Source organism: Grimontia sp. THUN1695, assembly GCF_059704325.2.
Map to the genome: position 1 here is coordinate 685,966 of NZ_AP046576.1, position 18,725 is coordinate 704,690.

General features: G+C 48.6%; 19 protein-coding genes and 1 pseudogene. 11 read left to right on the forward strand and 9 right to left on the reverse strand.

Annotated features, from left to right (window positions below; all coding sequences use genetic code 11):
- Window positions 1-3 precede the first annotated feature (3 nt).
- From AC6IB1_RS03190 to AC6IB1_RS03200, 3 genes are read left to right on the forward strand one after another with little or no spacing between them, the layout of a single operon-like run.
- The gene (locus AC6IB1_RS03190; protein WP_497566321.1) at window positions 4-645 is read left to right on the forward strand and encodes a tetratricopeptide repeat protein; all 642 of its coding nucleotides are present in this window, start codon (window positions 4-6) and stop codon (window positions 643-645) included.
- Window positions 646-647: 2 nt separating this feature from the next.
- Window positions 648-1,304, forward strand: a complete 657-nt coding sequence (locus AC6IB1_RS03195) for a response regulator (RefSeq protein WP_005504722.1) — start codon at window positions 648-650, stop codon at window positions 1,302-1,304.
- A gap of 13 nt (window positions 1,305-1,317) precedes the next feature.
- Window positions 1,318-2,712, forward strand: coding sequence for a sensor histidine kinase (locus AC6IB1_RS03200; protein ID WP_497566322.1), 1,395 nt, complete (start codon window positions 1,318-1,320; stop codon window positions 2,710-2,712).
- A gap of 39 nt (window positions 2,713-2,751) precedes the next feature.
- On the opposite strand, the gene AC6IB1_RS03205 is transcribed toward AC6IB1_RS03200, so the two are convergent.
- From AC6IB1_RS03205 to AC6IB1_RS03225, 5 genes are all read right to left on the reverse strand, one after another.
- Entirely contained in the window at window positions 2,752-4,632 is a 1,881-nt protein-coding gene (locus AC6IB1_RS03205; protein ID WP_497566695.1) for a sulfatase-like hydrolase/transferase, read from the reverse strand.
- Window positions 4,633-4,863: 231 nt separating this feature from the next.
- Window positions 4,864-6,132 (reverse strand): 4-aminobutyrate--2-oxoglutarate transaminase, encoded by a 1,269-nt coding sequence (gene gabT, locus AC6IB1_RS03210; RefSeq protein ID WP_497566323.1) that lies wholly within the window; start codon window positions 6,130-6,132, stop codon window positions 4,864-4,866.
- 36 nt (window positions 6,133-6,168) lie between these two features.
- Window positions 6,169-7,608 (reverse strand): NAD-dependent succinate-semialdehyde dehydrogenase, encoded by a 1,440-nt coding sequence (locus AC6IB1_RS03215; RefSeq protein WP_497566324.1) that lies wholly within the window; start codon window positions 7,606-7,608, stop codon window positions 6,169-6,171.
- On the reverse strand, window positions 7,608-8,588 hold the full coding sequence (locus tag AC6IB1_RS03220) for a 5-oxoprolinase subunit C family protein (RefSeq protein ID WP_497566325.1): 981 nt from the start codon (window positions 8,586-8,588) through the stop codon (window positions 7,608-7,610). The genes AC6IB1_RS03215 and AC6IB1_RS03220 overlap by 1 nt, the downstream gene beginning before the upstream one ends.
- A complete protein-coding gene (locus AC6IB1_RS03225) occupies window positions 8,578-9,252 on the reverse strand; it encodes a 5-oxoprolinase subunit B family protein (RefSeq protein WP_497566326.1) in 675 nt (224 codons plus the stop codon). The genes AC6IB1_RS03220 and AC6IB1_RS03225 overlap by 11 nt, the downstream gene beginning before the upstream one ends.
- 81 nt (window positions 9,253-9,333) lie before the next feature.
- Between AC6IB1_RS03225 and AC6IB1_RS03230 the strand changes: the two genes are divergently transcribed.
- Window positions 9,334-10,376, forward strand: a protein-coding gene (locus AC6IB1_RS03230; RefSeq protein WP_497566327.1) for an IS3 family transposase whose coding sequence is annotated in 2 segments (ribosomal slippage) — window positions 9,334-9,586 and window positions 9,586-10,376 — 1,044 coding nt in all. Because the reading frame shifts where the segments join, the coding sequence is not laid out codon by codon here.
- 15 nt (window positions 10,377-10,391) lie between these two features.
- Here AC6IB1_RS03230 and AC6IB1_RS03235 read toward each other — a convergent pair.
- The 4 genes and pseudogenes from AC6IB1_RS03235 to AC6IB1_RS03250 all read right to left on the reverse strand — a co-directional run.
- A pseudogene (locus AC6IB1_RS03235) lies at window positions 10,392-10,676 on the reverse strand (helix-turn-helix domain-containing protein); the annotation flags it as partial.
- Between the two features lie 294 nt (window positions 10,677-10,970).
- Window positions 10,971-12,902: a hypothetical protein gene (locus AC6IB1_RS03240; RefSeq protein ID WP_497566328.1), complete on the reverse strand. Its 1,932-nt coding sequence runs from the start codon at window positions 12,900-12,902 to the stop codon at window positions 10,971-10,973.
- Between the two features lie 99 nt (window positions 12,903-13,001).
- A complete protein-coding gene (locus AC6IB1_RS03245; RefSeq protein ID WP_497566329.1) occupies window positions 13,002-13,508 on the reverse strand; it encodes a CreA family protein in 507 nt (168 codons plus the stop codon).
- A gap of 87 nt (window positions 13,509-13,595) precedes the next feature.
- Complete coding sequence (locus AC6IB1_RS03250; RefSeq protein ID WP_497566330.1) at window positions 13,596-13,973, reverse strand: hypothetical protein; 378 nt, start codon at window positions 13,971-13,973, stop codon at window positions 13,596-13,598.
- Window positions 13,974-14,185: 212 nt separating this feature from the next.
- Between AC6IB1_RS03250 and AC6IB1_RS03255 the strand changes: the two genes are divergently transcribed.
- The 7 genes from AC6IB1_RS03255 to AC6IB1_RS03285 all read left to right on the forward strand — a co-directional run bounded on the left by AC6IB1_RS03255 (window position 14,186) and on the right by AC6IB1_RS03285 (window position 18,674).
- Window positions 14,186-14,641, forward strand: a complete 456-nt coding sequence (locus tag AC6IB1_RS03255; RefSeq protein ID WP_497566331.1) for a hypothetical protein — start codon at window positions 14,186-14,188, stop codon at window positions 14,639-14,641.
- A 219-nt stretch (window positions 14,642-14,860) separates the two neighbouring features.
- A complete protein-coding gene (locus AC6IB1_RS03260; protein WP_005504589.1) occupies window positions 14,861-15,109 on the forward strand; it encodes a DUF3297 family protein in 249 nt (82 codons plus the stop codon).
- A 246-nt stretch (window positions 15,110-15,355) separates the two neighbouring features.
- Window positions 15,356-15,907, forward strand: a complete 552-nt coding sequence (locus AC6IB1_RS03265; protein ID WP_497566332.1) for a PepSY domain-containing protein — start codon at window positions 15,356-15,358, stop codon at window positions 15,905-15,907.
- 66 nt (window positions 15,908-15,973) lie between these two features.
- On the forward strand, window positions 15,974-16,240 hold the full coding sequence (locus AC6IB1_RS03270) for a hypothetical protein (RefSeq protein WP_497566333.1): 267 nt from the start codon (window positions 15,974-15,976) through the stop codon (window positions 16,238-16,240).
- Between the two features lie 35 nt (window positions 16,241-16,275).
- Entirely contained in the window at window positions 16,276-16,971 is a 696-nt protein-coding gene (locus tag AC6IB1_RS03275) for a response regulator transcription factor (protein ID WP_005504583.1), read from the forward strand.
- A complete protein-coding gene (locus AC6IB1_RS03280) occupies window positions 16,968-18,173 on the forward strand; it encodes a sensor histidine kinase (RefSeq protein WP_497566334.1) in 1,206 nt (401 codons plus the stop codon). Before AC6IB1_RS03275 ends, AC6IB1_RS03280 begins: the two co-directional genes overlap by 4 nt.
- 150 nt (window positions 18,174-18,323) lie before the next feature.
- The gene (locus tag AC6IB1_RS03285; protein ID WP_497566335.1) at window positions 18,324-18,674 is read left to right on the forward strand and encodes a rhodanese-like domain-containing protein; all 351 of its coding nucleotides are present in this window, start codon (window positions 18,324-18,326) and stop codon (window positions 18,672-18,674) included.
- Window positions 18,675-18,725 lie beyond the last annotated feature (51 nt).

Below are 18,725 nucleotides of genomic sequence, written 5' to 3' on the forward strand. Positions count from 1 at the left end.
GCTATGAAAATCATCAACACACCACTGTTTACCCTGCTCTGTTTCTGTGGGGCATTACTGTCTAGCCTGACTGTGAATGCGGATGAAACACTCACAAAGGTACAAAACCAGTGGGCAAAGTGCCAATATGACACCTTTAATAAAGACAACAAAATCAACTGTCTGAACGCATTGATTGCTGAAAATGAATCTGCTGTGTCTGCGACACCATCACGTAACGACCTGAAGGTATGGCTTGCCATCAACAAGAGTTCACTGGCGGGTGTTGAAGGTGGATTGGGTGCGCTCTCTTTGGTGGAGGAGGCCAAATCCCTGTTGGAAGACGTGATTGCGACAGAGCCGGAAGTGTTGGATGGTTCTGCGTACACCAGCCTGGGTACGCTATATTATCAGGTGCCGGGGTGGCCAATTGGGTTTGGGAATGACGATGAAGCCCAGGTTCTGCTGCAAAAAGCCCTTGCCATTAATCCGTCAGGTATCGATCCAAATTTCTTTTACGGTGACTTTCTAGCGGAACAGGGCAAAAAAGTGGAAGCCATGGCCTACCTGCAGCGCGCCCAAAAAGCCACACCGCGGAAAGGGCGAGAGCTGGCAGACGTGGGACGCCAGCGCGAAATCGCCAGAAAATTGGAGGAACTGCAGTAATAATGCGCATTTTATTGGTTGAAGATGACCAAATGTTAGGTGAGTCCATGGTGGTGTCATTAAGCCGTCAAGGGTTCACCGTTGATTGGGTTCAGCTTGGAAACGGAGTAGATACTTTAGTCAAAACGGAAAGTTTTACCGCCGTGATACTGGATCTCACCCTGCCGGACACGGATGGGTTGCAGGTGCTCAAGCAAGTACGCAGGGTCAATGCGACATTGCCTATCATGATATTGACCGCGAGGGATGAAATTGGCGATCGGGTGAAGGGGCTTGATGGCGGCGCTGATGATTACATGATCAAACCTTTTGCACTGGAAGAATTGATGGCAAGGCTGCGGGTCATGATCCGCCGTATTTCCGGGTTTTCAGATACCAATATCTCACTTCACGGTGTTTCCCTTTCCCTTGCCAATAACTGTGTGACGGTGAATGGCGAGGCGATAAAACTGACGCCTAATGAATTTAAATTGCTTTCTACCTTGATGTCCCATGCGGGCAGGGTCATGAGCAAAGATCAATTACAGCAGAGCTTGCATGGCTGGGATGATATGGCCAGCGACAATGCGATTGAAGTGCATATTCACAACCTTCGGAAAAAAATGGGAGGTGAATTAATCAAAAACATCCGTGGCGTGGGATATATCATTGAGCGATAAAAAGCCTTTTTCTATGAAACGCAATCTGATTGTGAGTGCGGTGTTACTGTGCTCGCTTTTGATCTGCGTTTCACTTTATTTTGTCCATAAGGAAAGCCGGCACGAGGTTAACGAAGTGTACGATGCGCACCTTGGGCAGTCAGCCAAGACACTGGCACTTGCCGTGATGAACTGGGGAGGGTCTACCTCCAGTGAGATCAATGAGATTTATCGCCAGTGGCAGGCGCAGATCAACGTTGTTGCCATCGGCAGTGATGATTTTCCGACGCCATATGGCCACCCGTATGAGAACAACATCCTGTTCCAATATGTAGAAGGCCATAAAGTGAAACTGAAAAGTCCCAATGCGCCTGACACATTTCTGGGGAAACCCGGCATGCCAGGGTTTGCGAATGTCGAATTTGATGGAATGACATGGCGTGTTTTCCAGCTTCCCTTTAATGGTGGGGAGCAAGGGAAAGAAAAAGTCATTTTGGTGGCAGAAAAAGAAGCAATTAGGCAGGAATTTATTGAGGAAGTGTCGCTATCCATTGGCTTGCCGCTTTTAGTACTGATCCCGCTTTTAATGGTCCTGCTGACGCTCTCCATATTGATAGCATTTCGCCCGATTTCTGAGCTTCGTGCCATCATTTCAGAAAAACACATCAACAACCTTGAGCGGATTAAGGTGGCGCATCCCACCACAGAGCTTGCCCCTCTGGTTGATCAAATCAACTATTTATTTCAGGAAGTAGAGCAGGTTTGGAAGCGGGAAAAAAGGCTCATCAGTACCGCCGCGCACGAATTGAAAACGCCGTTGGCTGTGATCAGGCTGGACACAGAAAATGCTTTGCTCTCTCCGTTGCCAGCAGACAGCGAGGCTGATCTTCGCAACATTCTCAAGGGTATTGACCGTGCGGATCGGCTAATCCAGCAATTGCTGATGTTCTCCCGTGTTGAGCAGGAAAGAGAAGTCTCACTGGAAACGTTCGATGTGGTGCCTGTGATCCGTGATTGTGTGGCGAACCTAGTTCCTATGGCGCTGACCCATTCGCAATCCATTTCTTTGAACGGTGAACATGTCGCCATGCTCACCGGTCATCCGGCTATGCTGTCGATATTGGTGGCAAACCTCATTGATAATGCCATCCGCTATTCGGGAGATGGCGCTGACATTGCGGTAGATATAAATCGTGGTGCTAAAGAGCTCGTGGTTTCAGTCACGGACAGTGGCATACCGATGCGTGAAGATGTGAAGGCACGCCTGTTTGAAAAGTTCTATCGAGGTAATACTGAAACCGGTGATGGGGCTGGGCTTGGGATGTCGATAGTGGAAGACATCGCCATGCTTCATCATGCAAAGGTGTTCGTTGAATCGCCTGTATGGGAAGGGAGCGGCAACCGCTTTCGTGTTGTTTTCCCTGTTTAAAGCCGCCGCCCGGAGGCGGCAGGCATTATGCGTAAGGCATCAATAGGTGGGCTGGGCGCGGTAGAAGTTTTCATTGAACGCCAGGCTCCCCCACATGGCGTGGGCATGGGCGCGCTCTACTGTTTTCGTATCAACCAGCGTATCAGTCAGTGTGTCGGTATCCGGGTGGTAGCGATAGGTCGATATTGCCATTTCAGGCCTCAGGATCACCACGTTATTGTCTGCGGTCATCCAGCCGAAGTTTTTGTCCCGCTGCATGATGGCACGCTGTTTTTGCTCTGGAACGTCTTGGGTTAAGTCATGACCAATCATAGGGTGTGTACTGCTGACACCGGCCAGTGACAACAACGTAGGGGGCAAGTCCAGCTGACTGGTGAGCCGGGTATCAAATTTAGGCTCGATACCGCCACCAAGAAAGATTGCCGGGATTTTGAAATGGCCGATAGGAACGGGTAAGTCGCCAGTTGTACGGGCATCATGATCCGCCACAATCAGGAATACCGTGTTATCCCAATAGCTTGATTTTTTGGCTTTTTCGATAAACTTCCCGACCGCATAGTCCGCATATTTCACCGCGTTCTCGACAGTGTTTTTCGGGCTGTTAAATGGCGTGATTTTGCCGTCCGGGTATTCAAAAGGACTGTGGTTTGATGAAGAAAAAACCAGACTGAAAAAAGGCTTCTCCTGCTTATCTAACGAGGTAAAAAGCGCATCCGCCTTGTTATACAAATCTTCATCAGATGCTCCCCAGGAACCCACAAACTCCGGTGATTCAAATGTCTGGAAATCTTGAATGTCAGTAAAGCCATTGCCCAGGAAGAAACTCTTCATGTTGTCAAAATGACTCTCGCCACCATACACAAATTGCGTGTGATAGCCTTTGGATTTCAGCAGATCTGCGATCGTAAAGAAGTTGTTCTGGCTTTTACCTAACTTCACGACAGAACGCGCTGGGGTTGGAGAAAAGCCGGTTGTCACTGCTTCAATTCCCCGTACAGAGCGGGTTCCTGTCGCATACATACGGCTGAATGCCCAACCTTCATCAATCAGCTTATCAAGATTTGGCGAGGTATCGATGCCACCTAAACGGCTGACATACCGTGCGCCATGGCTTTCAAGCAACAGGATAACGATGTTTTTGGGTTTACCTTGATAGGACGCAGTATGTTTGGCGAGGGTAGGGGAATCTGTTGACACAAAATCAGTCTCATCCACCAGCATCGTCTCCCGGACTTCATGAATGATTTTTTCTTTGTCCATGGCGGGGTAAAACTCGAATGCACTCGATTCTGAGCCCATCTGCTTGGCCGCGAAAATAACAGAGTACGATGAATTGAGCACTAGGTCGTTAACCAAAGGATCGCTGGAAAAAGCGACCATCGCGGGGTTCAGAGGGCGATGCCCCAGACTGGAGCGTGCTCCCATCACTCCCAGGGCAACAACCAGTAGGGCAATCACGGGACGCCAGTACCATTTAGGGTAGGAGAGTCCACTGACCCACTTTCTTGACCATCGCCAGCCAAGCACGAGGGTACTGACAGAAACTAACAGCCCAATGAAAAGCTCCAGCTTGTAACCACTCCAGAGCATACTGAACACTTCTTTCGGGTAAACCAGATATTCGATAAAGAGTCGGTTAGGGCGCAGGTCATATTCAAGAATAAAGGGGACAGTAGCGGTTTCCATATACACCACCAGCCAAAGACCTGCGATGATCCAGAGTCGCAATATGACATGCCAGAGGCGTCCAAGTTTGTGTTCACCGGAAATGAAAGAAGACAATAAGGCGGGTAAAATGAGCAAATAGCAGACGCTGGCGATGTCAATACGCAGTCCGCTTAAAAGCAAATGACCCCACCCTTGGGCGGCATCCACGCGTTCTATCTGCCAGAGTGCTAACGCCATTCTCGAAACAAACATCAACAGCAGTAATGTTGCCGCCGCCGCCGCGATAGGGAAAAGTGGGCCCAACCATTTTCTTACGTTATTCAAAAACACATCTCCATGATTTTTTTAGACTAGTGCACGTGAGAAGAGAGGTTTACAAAGTAAACTTAAGAAAAGCTTAAGATGATGAGTTTAAAGTGATATTGGGTTGGGGGTTGTTGCAGGTATCTGTGAGACAGCCCCTAGAAAAGGGGCTATCTTTCGTTAGCGTAATAAGAGCAACACGTTTTCTATTATCTCAACGGCTTCATCAACAATAGGGTCTTCCACCGTGAGTGGGGGTAACAGTCTGATCGCATTGCCAAATTGCCCGCAAGGCAACAAGATGAGCCCTTTGTTTCGACAGGCGCTGACAAAGGGCTGCACATGGCTGGGTTCGGGATTTCCATCAGAGACAAAATCAAACGCCACCATGGCGCCTTTATGGCGGATATGGTCGATAGGCAAGTCAGGATGACGCGTTTTTATGTCGAACAAAGCTTTATGAAGATGGTGTCCTATGACTTCAGCGCGTTCGTTCAGACACTTTGATTCGAGCTCATCCAACACTGCCAGTGCGGCTGCACACCCTACTGGACTGCCGCCATAGGTGCCGCCAAGGCCGCCGGGGGCGGGGCTATCCATGATTTCCCGTTTGCCGATAATACCGGAAAGTGGGTATCCACCTGCCAGTGCTTTTGCCTCTGTGATCAAATCCGGCTTTACATCAAAATGCTCGCTCGCGAAGGTTTTCCCTGTGCGACCGAAACCTGTCTGCACTTCATCGAAAATCAGCACAATACCGTGTTCATCGCAAAGGGTACGAAGGTGTGTCATAAGCTCATTTGGCGCTGTATAAAATCCACCTTCACCCTGAACCGGTTCCAGCACAATGGCGGCGACGGATGAAGGAGAAATATCGGTCTTGAACAGTTTCTCCAACTGTTGCAGCGAGTAGTCGGTATCGATACCCGGATAAGGTACTGGAAACGGAATGTGGTAGATCTCATTAGGGAAAGGACCAAACCCGTCTTTGTAGGGTGTGATCTTCCCGGTCATCCCCATGGTCAAAAGCGTGCGGCCATGGAATCCCCCCTGAAAGGCAATCACACCGCTGCGTTTGGTGTAATGACGGGCGATTTTTACCGCGTTTTCCAGTGCCTCTGCACCTGTGGTCATCAAAAGGGTTTTGGCGTCATCGATCGGGGCGAGGGCGTTTAACCGTTCGGCAAGTTCGATGTAATTCTCATAACCTGCGACCTGAAAAGCAGTATGGCTGAATTTCCCGATTTGCGCCGTGACTGCCTGTGTGACGGCGTGGTTGCAATGGCCGGTATTGACCACGGCAATCCCTGCGGCGAAATCGATATAGCGGTTGTTTTCCACGTCCCAAAACTCGGCGTTTTTGGCGTGTTTTACAAACAGGGGGGTAGCCGATGCCACGCCCCTGGGCACCGCCGCGTTACGGCGGTCCATCAGTGACTGGTTGTTCATGATTGGTTCCTGGTAAGTGACTAGGGTCAACAGCCCCTAGAGTCCGCCAAAGCAGACGTATTTTGTTTCGAGGTATTCTTCGATGCCCTGACGCGATCCTTCCCTGCCAAGCCCCGAGGATTTCACGCCACCGAAAGGGGCGACTTCGTTGGAGATCACACCTTCATTGACGCCGACCATGCCATATTCCAGCGCTTCACTGACGCGAAGACAGCGATGTATGTCCCGCGAATAGAAGTAAGCAGCGAGGCCATATTCAGTGTCGTTGGCCATGGCGATAGCTTCCGCTTCATCATCGAAGCGGAAAAGGGGAGCAACGGGGCCAAAGGTCTCTTCAGACGCAATCCGCATGGCCGGGGTAACGTCGGCCAATACCGTGGGCTGATAGAAGAGGCCACCCAGAGAATGGCTGGTTCCGCCGGTCAGCCGCCGTGCTCCCAAAATCAATGCATCACGTATATGGGATTCGACTTTATCCAGTGCCGCCCGGTTGATAAGCGGGCCTATCTGGTTTCTGGGATCGCGTCCGCTACCCACTGTAAGGTTGCTCACAGCATTGGCGAGCTTCTTCGCAAACGCGTCATAGACGCCGGATTGCACCAGAATGCGGTTGGCGCACACGCAGGTTTGCCCGGCATTGCGAAACTTAGATGCCATCGCCCCCTCTACCGCTGCATCGATATCGGCATCATCGAAGACGATAAACGGCGCGTTTCCGCCAAGCTCCATCGACACACGTTTGACCGTATCAGCACATTGCCTGATGAGGATTTTGCCGACCGCAGTTGAACCGGTAAATGACAGCTTGCGGACATCCGGGCTGTCACATAACACCTTGCCAACCCCGGCACCGTGAGATGCGGTTACCACATTGATGACACCATCAGGAATGCCAGCGTCCTGCGCCAGTGAAGCCAGTGCCAAGGCTGAAAGCGGTGTGGCTTCAGCGGGTTTGATGACAATGGTGCACCCTGCCGCAAGGGCCGGGGCGACTTTTCGGGTGATCATTGCCACTGGGAAGTTCCATGGTGTGATCGCAGCGCACACACCGACCGGTTGTTTGATGGTTTGTAAGCGCCGGTCTTTGGTTGTGGAAGGGATCACATCGCCATACGTGCGTTTCCCTTCCTCGGCGAACCATTGGATAAAGGAGGCACCGTAAGCTACTTCTCCCATAGATTCAGCCAACGGCTTGCCTGATTCCTGGGTGATGATTGTCGCCAGATCGGATTGGTGTTCCATGATGAGGTGAAACCAGGCCATCAGTTTTTCAGCACGTTGTTTGGCAGTGTATTCCCGCCAGGATGTAAATGCCGTCTTTGCAGCATCAATGGCTATCAGGGTTTCGCGCTCGCCCATCTCCGGAACATGCGAAAGGATAGTACTGTTAGCCGGGTCGAAAACGGGGTAAGTTTTTCTGTCCCCGCTACCGACCCATTGGCCACCGATAAACGCTTTATCACGAACCAACATCATTACGCCACCCCACTTTTTTCAATGTGCTGTTTGGCATGTTGCAATAGCGCGTCATATTTCTTGCGCGCTTTCAGGGCATCTTCCAGTGAGACTTCAACAAACTGGACCGATGCGTTGGGCTGCATCTGGCCGATAAGATCCATATCAACAGAGATCACCGTGCCAATCATAAAATACCCCCCGCCAGACACCGCATCGCGGTGCAACACGATAGGTTCTTTACCGGCAGGCACCTGAATGGAGCCATAGGGGTAGCAGCCATCGACAATATTGGATGGATCGGAGCCTGCGCCGAAAGGCTGTTCCCGCTCGACAAACTCAAGCGGCGTGCCGTTTTTGAAGCGATAACCAATCCGGTCCGCTTCCGGTGCAACCTGCCAGGTGTCGTTGAAAAACTGCTTGCCGGATGCGTCAGTGATCCGGTGCCAGTAAAGTCCGGGAACGACACGTAGTTGGTTATCCCGTGGCCTGCGAAGTGCGTCAGGCAAATGGCGTTCAGCAAACGGCGTAGCATTGCTACCAACCGGAAGCTCATCCTCTGCCTGTAAAAGCCTGCCTTCAAACCCGCCCAGCGCACCGAGCGTGTAGGTAGAACGGCTGCCCAGCACAGCTGGCACATCAATGCCCCCGGCAACGGCGATATAAATACGTGCCCCGCCAGTCAGGTGTGAAAAGGAAAGTGTCTGGCCGGCTTTTACCGCAAAGCTGGTCCAGTTAGCCTGCTCTTCCCCATCAACGATAGGCGTCATGTCAGCCCCGGTGACGGCTACGGTGGCATCTTGATTGAACGTCAGTTTGGGGCCCATGAACACCGCTTCCAGCACCGCGGCGTTTTCGTCGTTGCCGACCAGCCAGTTGGCACAGCGACAGGCGAACCTGTCCATAGCGCCAGAAACCGGGATACCCAGATGAAAATACCCTTTGCGCCCCAAGTCCTGCACTGAGGTGGCGAGCCCCGGGTGAATAACATTAATGCTCATACAGCGCCTCCTGCATTGCTGCGTTATAGCCCGCCATGTCCTTTTCAAATTCAGACAGCGAGAAGCGAACCGGTTTGGTGCGTGGCTGATAAGTCCCGTCTTCGACCTGTTTGATGATCTCGTGGTATTCACTTTCCGGGATGGGTTTGAACTTCACGATGTCGCCCGGTTTGAAGTACACCAGAAAATCTTTCAGGTGTGCCGCGCTTTGGGCCGGGTCGTAAATGGGCATCGGCGTGACCCCAAACATCTGGTAGCCACCAGCGCCACGCACTGAATAAATACAGGAGAAACACCCGCCATAGCCGACGGTCTGTTTCGGGGTATCGGTTCTTGGCCTGACATATTTTGGCACCTGGATTTGCTTTTTGCGCTCCACCATTTGGAACATAAACGGCAGGCCGGAAACGAACCCTACCATGGTCACAAACCACGGCGACCCAGAATGTGCCTCAATAAAGGCATCAACAGAGTCATAGCCGTTGATTCTGGCGGCATAAGAGAGATCAGTACCGTCAGGATCCTGATGTCGGTCGCGAAACCGCATCAGGGTTTCATGGGTCCACGGATCTTGATAAAACACCGGCACTTCAACGATGCGGGTGTCAATTTCAGCCTTGCCGGAAGCCTGCGCTTTTTCGATGTCCTGAATGGCAGTCAGCATGGTTTTGTAACCCTCCCCGAAAAGCGGGTCATTAGCAATTAGAGTTTTTCCGTTTACACTGAAACGAACGGAGAACGTCTGATGAAAAAATCACGCTACACGGAATCGCAAATCGTCAAGATCCTCAAAGAAGTGGAAGCGGGTCGAAAAGTGAACGAAGTCTGCCGTGAATACGGCATTTCCGATGCCACCTACTACAACTGGAAATCCAAGTACGGCGGCATGGAAGCTTCTGATGTTAAACGACTGAAAGAGCTAGAGGACGAAAACCGAAGGCTCAAACAGATGTTTGCAGATCTCAGCCTCGAGCATCGTATTGTCAAAGATATCTTAGAAAAAAAGCTGTAACGCCAGCGGTTAAACGTGAACTTGTGGAATACGTTCGGCAACACTTTCAGGCCAGCTTAAGGATGGCCTGCCGCGCGGTTGGCATCAGTGATTCAGTGTATCGGTATCGTCCTGACCCGCATCGTGATGATGAAGTCATTGCCAAGCTGCAGGAAGCGGTAGAACGTTACCCTGCGTATGGTTTTGGAAAACTCTTCAAAGTCCTTAAACGTTGGGGGCACGCATGGAACCACAAGCGAGAGCCAGTGCCGCTTTGTTGTCCTGATTGGGCGAACAGTTGTTGGTCTATCGACTTTATGAGCGATGCCCTTGTCTGTGGCCGGCGTTTTCGCACCTTCAACGTTGTTGATGACTTCAATCGAGAAGTACTGGCCATTGAAGTGGACTTGAACCTCCCCGCACCGAGAGTTATCCGAGTCCTAGAGCGTATTATTGCTTGGCGCGGTGCGCCTCAAAAACTACGCATGGACAACGGCCCTGAGTTTGTCTCAACGGCATTGGCCGAGTGGGCGGAAGAGAACCGCGTTGAGCTTGAATTTATCCGACCAGGCAAGCCAACAGAAAATTCATACATTGAACGCTTTAACCGAACCTATCGAACTGAAGTTCTCGACATGTATGTTTTTAAAACGCTGTCCGAAGTCCGAGAAATCACCGAAAACTGGATGAAGGAATACAACAACGAGAGACCGCATGACTCTCTCAATGACCTAACCCCTTGGGAATATCTGGCTAAGTATGAAAGCAGGAAAAGCTCTAATTTAGACTGTCACTAAAATGGGGAGGGTTACAGTCACCTCTGTCAAGTGCTTGACGAGCGCCATCGTCTGTGAAGCCGATAAGCGACTGCTGGACCCACCATTTTCAGGTTTGAGTTTCTCGGACTGCGCGTAATCGTGAAGGTGACGGAGAACGGTGGTTTCATGAATACGCAAAGCTTGGGAAATCATGGCAGAACTCCAACCTTCAGAAGCAAGCAGTACCGCTTTAATGCGGTCACGCACTCGACCATCACGCGTTTTATCGTGCTGGTTTTCGAGTTCATGTTTTTGCTTGTAGGTCAGAGTCACTTTCATGGGGCGTAGCATGATCCTCATACCGATGAAAATCAAGCATCTTCAATGATCACGGGTATAAAGGACTTGGCGTCGCCGAACATAAGCGGACAAAAATACAAGTCCAGCGGCACCAGATATAATCTGACAGTACCGCTAAAAGTGGGTAACTGTCAGATAAGGTCTGAATCAGTAAACATAAAGCTGCGTAGATTAACTTATTTAACCGACCAGATCGTAATTTTCTGATTTAGTTCCATAGAATTACGCAACAATACCTTTTTCTCTTTGTCTTTAGGTCAAACTTATATTTACTCAAAATCGTGTTTTAAACACATCTTTTACAACTAATTTACCATCAACTTGTTGCTGAATGAAAAATGACCATCGCCCATCTTGTTTGATACCCCAGAATCGAGCAGGAGAGCCATGGTAATCTTCGGGACCATAGGTTTCATAACCACTTTGCCTTAATTTTTTTTGTAAATCTAAATGTTGGTTTGGATTGGCTTCGCTAACAGGTTGTATGTGAGATAAATAACGATGACCATTTTTACGCTGCAATAACATTGTGCATCCCGTCAATAGAGGGGTTGCTATAACATCTTGCTGTAATTCATCTACATCTACTCCTTGTATGTCACTAAAGTCTAGTCCAGTTTCTTTTTTAACATCTATATACTCAACATTTATTTTAATCGAGTCTGACAATTCTGTTGTGGAAACTTGATACTTGCCATTAGATATGCGATTTAAATATGAAGGTTTATCCTGTTCAAAATATCCAGAAACCAAGGAGTTTTCATGAAGAAAACGCTTTGGTTCATCTTTGAAAGCGGACCACCCTGCATCTGCACTTAGAATTTCATCATGCTGTCTATTTCGATGTCGTGGGTTATTTGTTCGTTGTGAGTGATCTTCTCTATGTCTCATAGAGCTTCTACGAAATGAATAACACTTTACTCCTGCTCTCTTACAACGCATACGAACATGATTGTTTTCTATATCATTTTCAAATAAAACGTCTCCGGTTTCTTTCAATGCATCTTTTAAGCTAGTCTCCAAATCTGACGTTATTAGTTCAGATTTGGGTATTGCTCTAGATGCATGATGTTTATGCAACAACTCATTAAGCTTGTATGAATTCTTCCTTATTTGTTCAACAGAATGAATACGTCCCAGGTTGCTCTCCTCATTCCTTGGAAATGCATGAGCTGATATAGCCATACTAACAGCTGCTGCTGTTCTTACATAATCACAGAAAGTAGCTCGGGATTTTTTGATTGATTGCCCAAGAGTTATGATGGAATCGAGGGCACTTTTTTCTGGTAGCATTAGGTTTATAGCCGTCTCCCAAGCATGAGAGAGTAGTGTTAGCGCATGTATCGTTTGAGGGCTCCAAGATATTTTGTCTCTACCCTGCTCTATATCTTCTAAAGCCTTCAATAGCAAGGCGCTTTCTGTTGGACCCCCATTCCAAAATGAATTAAACCCTAATTTAATTCCTTCCCATAAATTTGACGGTACTTTTTGTCTATAAATATCTAAAAACACTGTCTGAAAGTGTTCTACCATTGGCTGTGTTAATTCTTTATCTTGCGTAAGTTGTCGTATGTCTTGACTAAATAAAGACAATACATCTTTTACTTGTGTAGTTATATCAAACATTTCACTTAAACCACACAAATTACTTACTTCATGATGAGATTCATGCACCCCAGGTACACCTAAAACGAATTGTAATAGATGATCCATTCTATTTTCATCTTTTATTTCATTGAGATGTCCAAGCACTGACACTGCTGGAATAATTGTAGACATACTATTGATGTTTTTTAATACATCATCACTCAATTTATGCTCAATCACACGCTCCGGATTGGCTTGCTTAGCATAAGTTAACAAGCATTGAGAATGTAGCCTAACTTTATGCAGATCGTTTTCTTTGGGTTTAATCTGATTACAAAGTGGTAGGATATTTAGTGGGGCTTCTGGGCTTTGAGAATGGTGAGAAATAGCATTCTGATTATTGCTACTGATTTTTAATGCTGATGATTTTCCGAGCAAACAGAAAGCCATGATGCCACTGATAACTCTTGGAAACTTCTTGACTATATCAGCAGCTAAAACCCCCGGGTAGGCAGTAATACAAAGTATTTTTATTGTAGTGTCAGCAACAAAGCCAAGACTCTCATTTTCGTCTATGTACGTATTTTGTTCTCTGATGTTTATTGAATTGCTCTTCATTTACCAATCTCTTTTATTTTTATCCTGACTGTCTGGATAAGTAGGCAGAGATTGTATACCCATTAAACGTGAAGATGCAGAGAGAGAGAACACGAGTGTTTATTTATTATCCTGTGCCGATGCTTTCCATGCCTTTGTTCCCCACAACGGCACCGTAGATAAACTGTGTTTGTGGCTGCCCTGAGTTTCTTTGGTGGAGTAGGAAAGATACATCAGTGTCTGGTTTTCGGCATCGAAAATGCGGCGGATTTTCATCGATTTAAATAGGATGCTTTTCGAGGCGGTGAACACCACCTCACCGGATTTTGATTTATCCACATTGGCGATCATCTCTTCAGTGATTTCGCCGGTTTGGCGGCAGGAAATGCCCATGTCAGAGGGATCAGAGAAATCAAGATCGGCTTTCACGTGGCTGATATGGCAAGTGACGCCCGGTACTTCAGGATCGTTAAAAATCTGGATCTTGATGTCCTTGGTTGTAAACAGTCCCAAGCTGACATTACCCACTTCATCGTCAGAACATCCGCTCAGCGCAAGACCAAATGTAGCGGCCGCAACCAAAGCGCGGAGTGGTTTAGCAGAAAAAAGTATTGAAGAAGAATACATGGCAGTACCTGTCATTGTCAGTTATTCGAATCACTTTATCAGTGACTTGTGTCTGTTGTCTAACATCGACCTGCACTGCCGGAAAAGTCATTTGAACTGAGCATCGCCAGGGCGGCGATCCAGGGTTTCGGGCTCAAAGGTGATTAATTTTTCATACGCATCACAGTAACTCGCTGTATCGTTATATTTTTGGCGGGCCGCTTCAATTTTACGTTCAGCAACACGGCGCTTTTCTGGGCCACTGCGCTCTGAGCTAAAGATCCGTTGTTGTGTGAACAGTTCCTGTGCGAATTTCTGTTTGCAGATTGCTTCATTTTTCTCTGTCACGACTTCCCCTACCATATCGCTGGTAGCAAGGCAAAAACCCGAAAACAGCGTTGAACTTATAATGATCGTTTTAATAATGAGGTAGCGCATAATCCCCGCCTGACAGTGTACATACCTGTTTAAAAAGATAGCCCACACCTCTGTGCCTCTCCAGTGACACAAGGCGCTTGTTTTTGATATAGCGCAAGGGAAATGCATTTACAGTGAGCCGCATAGGGGCTGGATGTTGAATAGCGTTGTGAAAGGCCACTGTTTTAGGTGCGGGTTAACATTCCTACACAAAGAGAGGTGAAGCTGTTGGTAGATGTGTATATCTTCATATTTTTCAAGGAATGACAGTGAAGTAAGCGATGCAAAAACAAATCAACAGCTCGTACTTACAGCTTTTTATGCGTGAATCCGCGACTGCCGCCATGTTGGATATTGAACAACTGCCTGAGGTGTCAGAGGTCGATGCTATTGCCCTCTTTGACTGGATGTCAGGCAAGCGACCGTTTTCTGCCTCTGACGTAAAAGGCCAGCGTTGGATTAAAACCTGCAGCGCAGGCTACGTGACCGAATTGTTGCTGAATGAAGACGGTACCCTGGAAGAGTTTACGCTGTTCAATCGCTTGCCAGCCAAAGGCTGGTGGAAGTTGGAACAAGGCGTGTTGGATTTGGACATTGTGAAAAACGATAACACTTACCGAAGCCGTGTGATTGCCAATAAATCGGTGAATATTCATTCCGCTATTGAGTATAAAAACGGTAAGCTGCACGCTTACCTTAAACTTGCACAAGTGATGCCCGTCGTGCAAAGCGTATAGGAAACTGTTGTATCAGCCGCGCTCCTTCTCACAAGTTGGCGTTCTGGGCCGGGGTAGCCCAATGACGGCTGCGACAGGAGGATAAAGCACAGTGTTTGTTTTTCCTGAGCGCGGAAAAAACCTTGCAGGCCAGATAGTAACAAAGCCTGCCAGGCCCTTGAGCGCTGGGCTGGCTTCGTTCTACAATGACGCACTTTTTACTGATATCAGGTCATCAAGATGAACGACACAACTTCAAAACCCGCTCTGCCAGACCGCCTTTCCGGTAATCCACGTAGCCCTCATTTTGTGGAAGAATGCTTCCAGTACGACATCGGCATTCGCTTTAATGGCAAAGAGCGCACTGATGTTGAAGAGTATTGTATCAGCGAGGGCTGGATCAAAATCCCTTCACCTAAAGCGCTGGATCGCCGTGGTCAGCCACTGCTGATCACCCTGAAAGGAAAGGTAGAAGCGTACTACCTCTAAGCGTGTTGATAACCCATTGAACATAAAGCCCGGATGCCCGGGCTTTGTTGCATATGGGCGTTATGCCCAAGTATCTTCAGGGCATTTGGATATAGCGGCCTTGTGTGTCGATTCAAGACACCCTTGCGCTAAAAATCTTACAAAAATGTATAGTTCGGGAAAAGTTGGTGAAAACCCAGTTTCGTAGCATAGCCATGCAGACAGGGATAACCCTGTAGAGATATCACTAATAACGAGGATGACACCGTGAAAAAAACAATGATTTTTAAGCCTGCTATTGTTTCTGTTGTGTTGGGTATGGGTACCATGCTGGCAGCAAGCACCGCGACTGCGGATGATGATGCGCCCGCGTCACTGCATGAAGACGCAGTGAGTCTGGTTCAGGCTGTTGAGATTGCCAAAAACGCTACCGGCGGTGTCGCGTTCGAAGCGGAACGTGATGCGGAAAGGGGACAGGCTGTGTATGAGATTGAATTGCTCAAAACGCCGGGAGAAGAAATTCACGCCGTTGTTAATGCTACGACTGGCGAAGTGATGTTTACCAAGCGACGTGACCATGATGATCACCATGGTCATGATGATGAACTGATGGAAGACGCGATGTGGTTGAACGGTATTCAGGCTGGGACTTTGTTGTCACTTGAACAGGCAGCCATGAACGTCGAAAGTGAATTCGGTGGCAAAGTGTGGAGTATTGGGCAAGATGACCATTATGGTCAGCCATCGTATGACATTGAGTTACTGGATGCCAATGGCAGACATGTTGAAACCCGCATCAACGCGAAGGTTGTGAAATAAACGAGTGAAACACATAACGCGCTAAATCTTTTTGTGGGGCGATCATGCCCCCGATTGGAGGTATAGATGAGTGACGAAAATAGCACCCCTACAACATGGCAATGCATGAAAGTCATGATCAAGCGATGGTCAAAAGAGGCGACTGGGGCGTTGTTTGGTGTGATTGTTTTTTCCCTTCTTTTTATGTTGGGACTGGTTACACTTGGAATCAGCCTTTTGGCCGGTATTGCTGCAATCATTCTGGCAAAATGGCAACAACGCCAGATGGTTAGCGATATTGCCAACCCACAGGAAAAGAAAACTGAAGCAGAATCGATTGCGGTTGCTGTTTAAACCGCATCTTACATCACTGAACAGAGAGAAACCCAATGCGCGTGTTGTTGGTTGAGGATGATGTCAGCCTCAGCAGTTTTGTAGAAAAAGGCCTGCGCGAGGCAGGTCATCAGGTGGAGGTTACTGACAACGGAAAACATGCACTGACGCTGTGCATGGCAGAGAATTACGACGTGGCGATTGTAGACCGGATGTTACCGGGGCTTGATGGCCTTTCTCTTGTCAAAGCGTTGCGCGCAGCACAAGTGGGCACGCCTATTTTGTTTCTGACCGCGCTCGGTGGTGTGGATGATCGTGTTGAAGGGCTGGAAGCCGGGGGAGATGACTACCTGACCAAACCCTTTGCGTTTTCCGAGCTCTTAGCACGTGTCACGGCATTGTCCCGGCGCGCGGTGTTGAAAACCACGGAAGCGATGCCGGAAATCAGTTATGGCGATGTGGTATTGAACCTGTTTGAACACTCGGCTACCCGTCGGGGACAACCCCTCGATTTACAGCCGAAAGAGTTCCGGATCCTTGAGCTGTTTCTGCGCCATCCAGGACGGGTGATTACCCGCACCATGCTGCTGGAACACGTCTGGGATATTCACTTCGATCCTCAAACCAGCGTGGTGGAAACCCATATCAGCCGGCTTCGTAACAAGCTGGAAAAACCGTTTGGTGACACGCTGATCCAAACCGTACGCGGTGTGGGCTACAAACTTGAACAGAAAAGTGGAGAGGCGAAATGAAAGCCAAGCTTGCTGACTTTTTCCATCGCCACATTTCAAAACGTAAACTGCTGGCAGCAATGCCGGCTTGGATGAAAAGCTCTGCGATCCAGCAAGGCCTGATGTTTGGCAGCGTGTCTTTGATAAGCCTGGTGCTGATGGCCGCAGTGACGTTTATCTATGTAGAGCATGAACTGAAAGACCAGAACCGTGAGATAGTGAAAGAATCCCAGGAATTGGTTCAGGGGCGTCATTATGATGTCGACGATGATCCGATAGAAGACGATGAAATTCTGGCGGTGTTGACGTCTGGCTTTGTGCTTGCCGGTGTGTTGGTGTCGATGTTTACCACTGTGCTTGTGATCGTAATGAGCCGGGTTAGCCAGAAAAGGATCAACCGCATTGAAAGGGTGCTTAATGCCGCAGCAGATGGCGATCTTTCCGCAAGAACTGACGTGAAATATATCTACAATGATTTAGCGCGTATTTCAGTCTCTGTCGATGACATGCTTTCGCGCCTGGAAGGTTCGGTTGCTGCCATGAGTGATATTTCTTCCAACATTGCCCATGAGCTAAAAACGCCAATCACCCGCCTTCGGCATAACCTGCTCATTTTGCGGGAAGATGCGAATCGCATTGTGCCGTCTCTGAGCGATACGTTTTTATTGGAGCTGGATAAGGCACTGGATGATTCACAACGACTGGCGGCTATTTTTGATGCGTTGCTACGCATTTCCCAGATTGAATCGGGCGCACGACGGAGCCGTTTTATGTCGCTGGATCTGAACGACGTGGTTGATACCGTTGCCGAAATTTATGGTGATGTCGCTGAAGATGCGAAGATGACACTGCGGGTGGAAAAATCCCCGGTACCGCTGATGATTCAGGGCGATCGGGAGCTATTAATCCAGCAAATTGCCAACCTGATTGAAAATGCGCTGCGCTATTGCCCAGCCGGCAGCAACATCCAGCTTCGCTGCGGCGAAACGCCGGAAAATGGTACTGTATGGGTCGATGTCTGTGACAATGGCCCCGGCATTGCGGATAAGGAAAAAGAACGGGTTTTTGAACGGTTATACCGTGTAGATAAAAGCCGCACAGACGGCGGACTTGGGCTTGGGTTGTCTTTGGCAAAAGCGGTTGCCGGCCTGCATCATGGTAATATCGCGTTGTATGATGCCGCGCCGGGGTTAGGTGTTAAGGTATCGATACCTGTGCGCTAGTGGGAAAAGACTCTGGGTAGATAACTTGCTAAATAACTCGGAATATCAGGTATATAAAGCGAAAATGCAAAGAAGATCGCAAAGGAGGTAATGCGCCTGATCAATGATGTACCGAGTGTATTCTCAGGAAATGTTTTTAAGGAAAAGAGTATGAACAAATCGATCACGTTGATCCTGACGTTTCTCAGTGCGCTTTGGGTTTCACCCCCCTTACTGGCGTCAGAGCGTGCCGAGCAAGGCTGGGCGTTGATTGAAAAGGGAGCGATAGTGGTGGATGTGCGCACCCCTGAAGAATTTGCAGAAGGACATCTGGATAACGCGGTCAATTTTCCGCTGTCGTCTTTGGACCAGTATGTGCAAGATCTCGATAAAGATACGCCGCTGGTGCTGTATTGCCGCAGCGGCAGGCGATCTGGGGCGGCGCATCAATATCTTGTTAAGCAAGGATTCACTAACCTGCACAATGCGGGTGGGTTTGAGGAGATGATGAGCGTCAGGTAGTACGACACCTCCATTCCTTAGGTTTCCCTTTTGCGACGGGCTCCGTCGCAA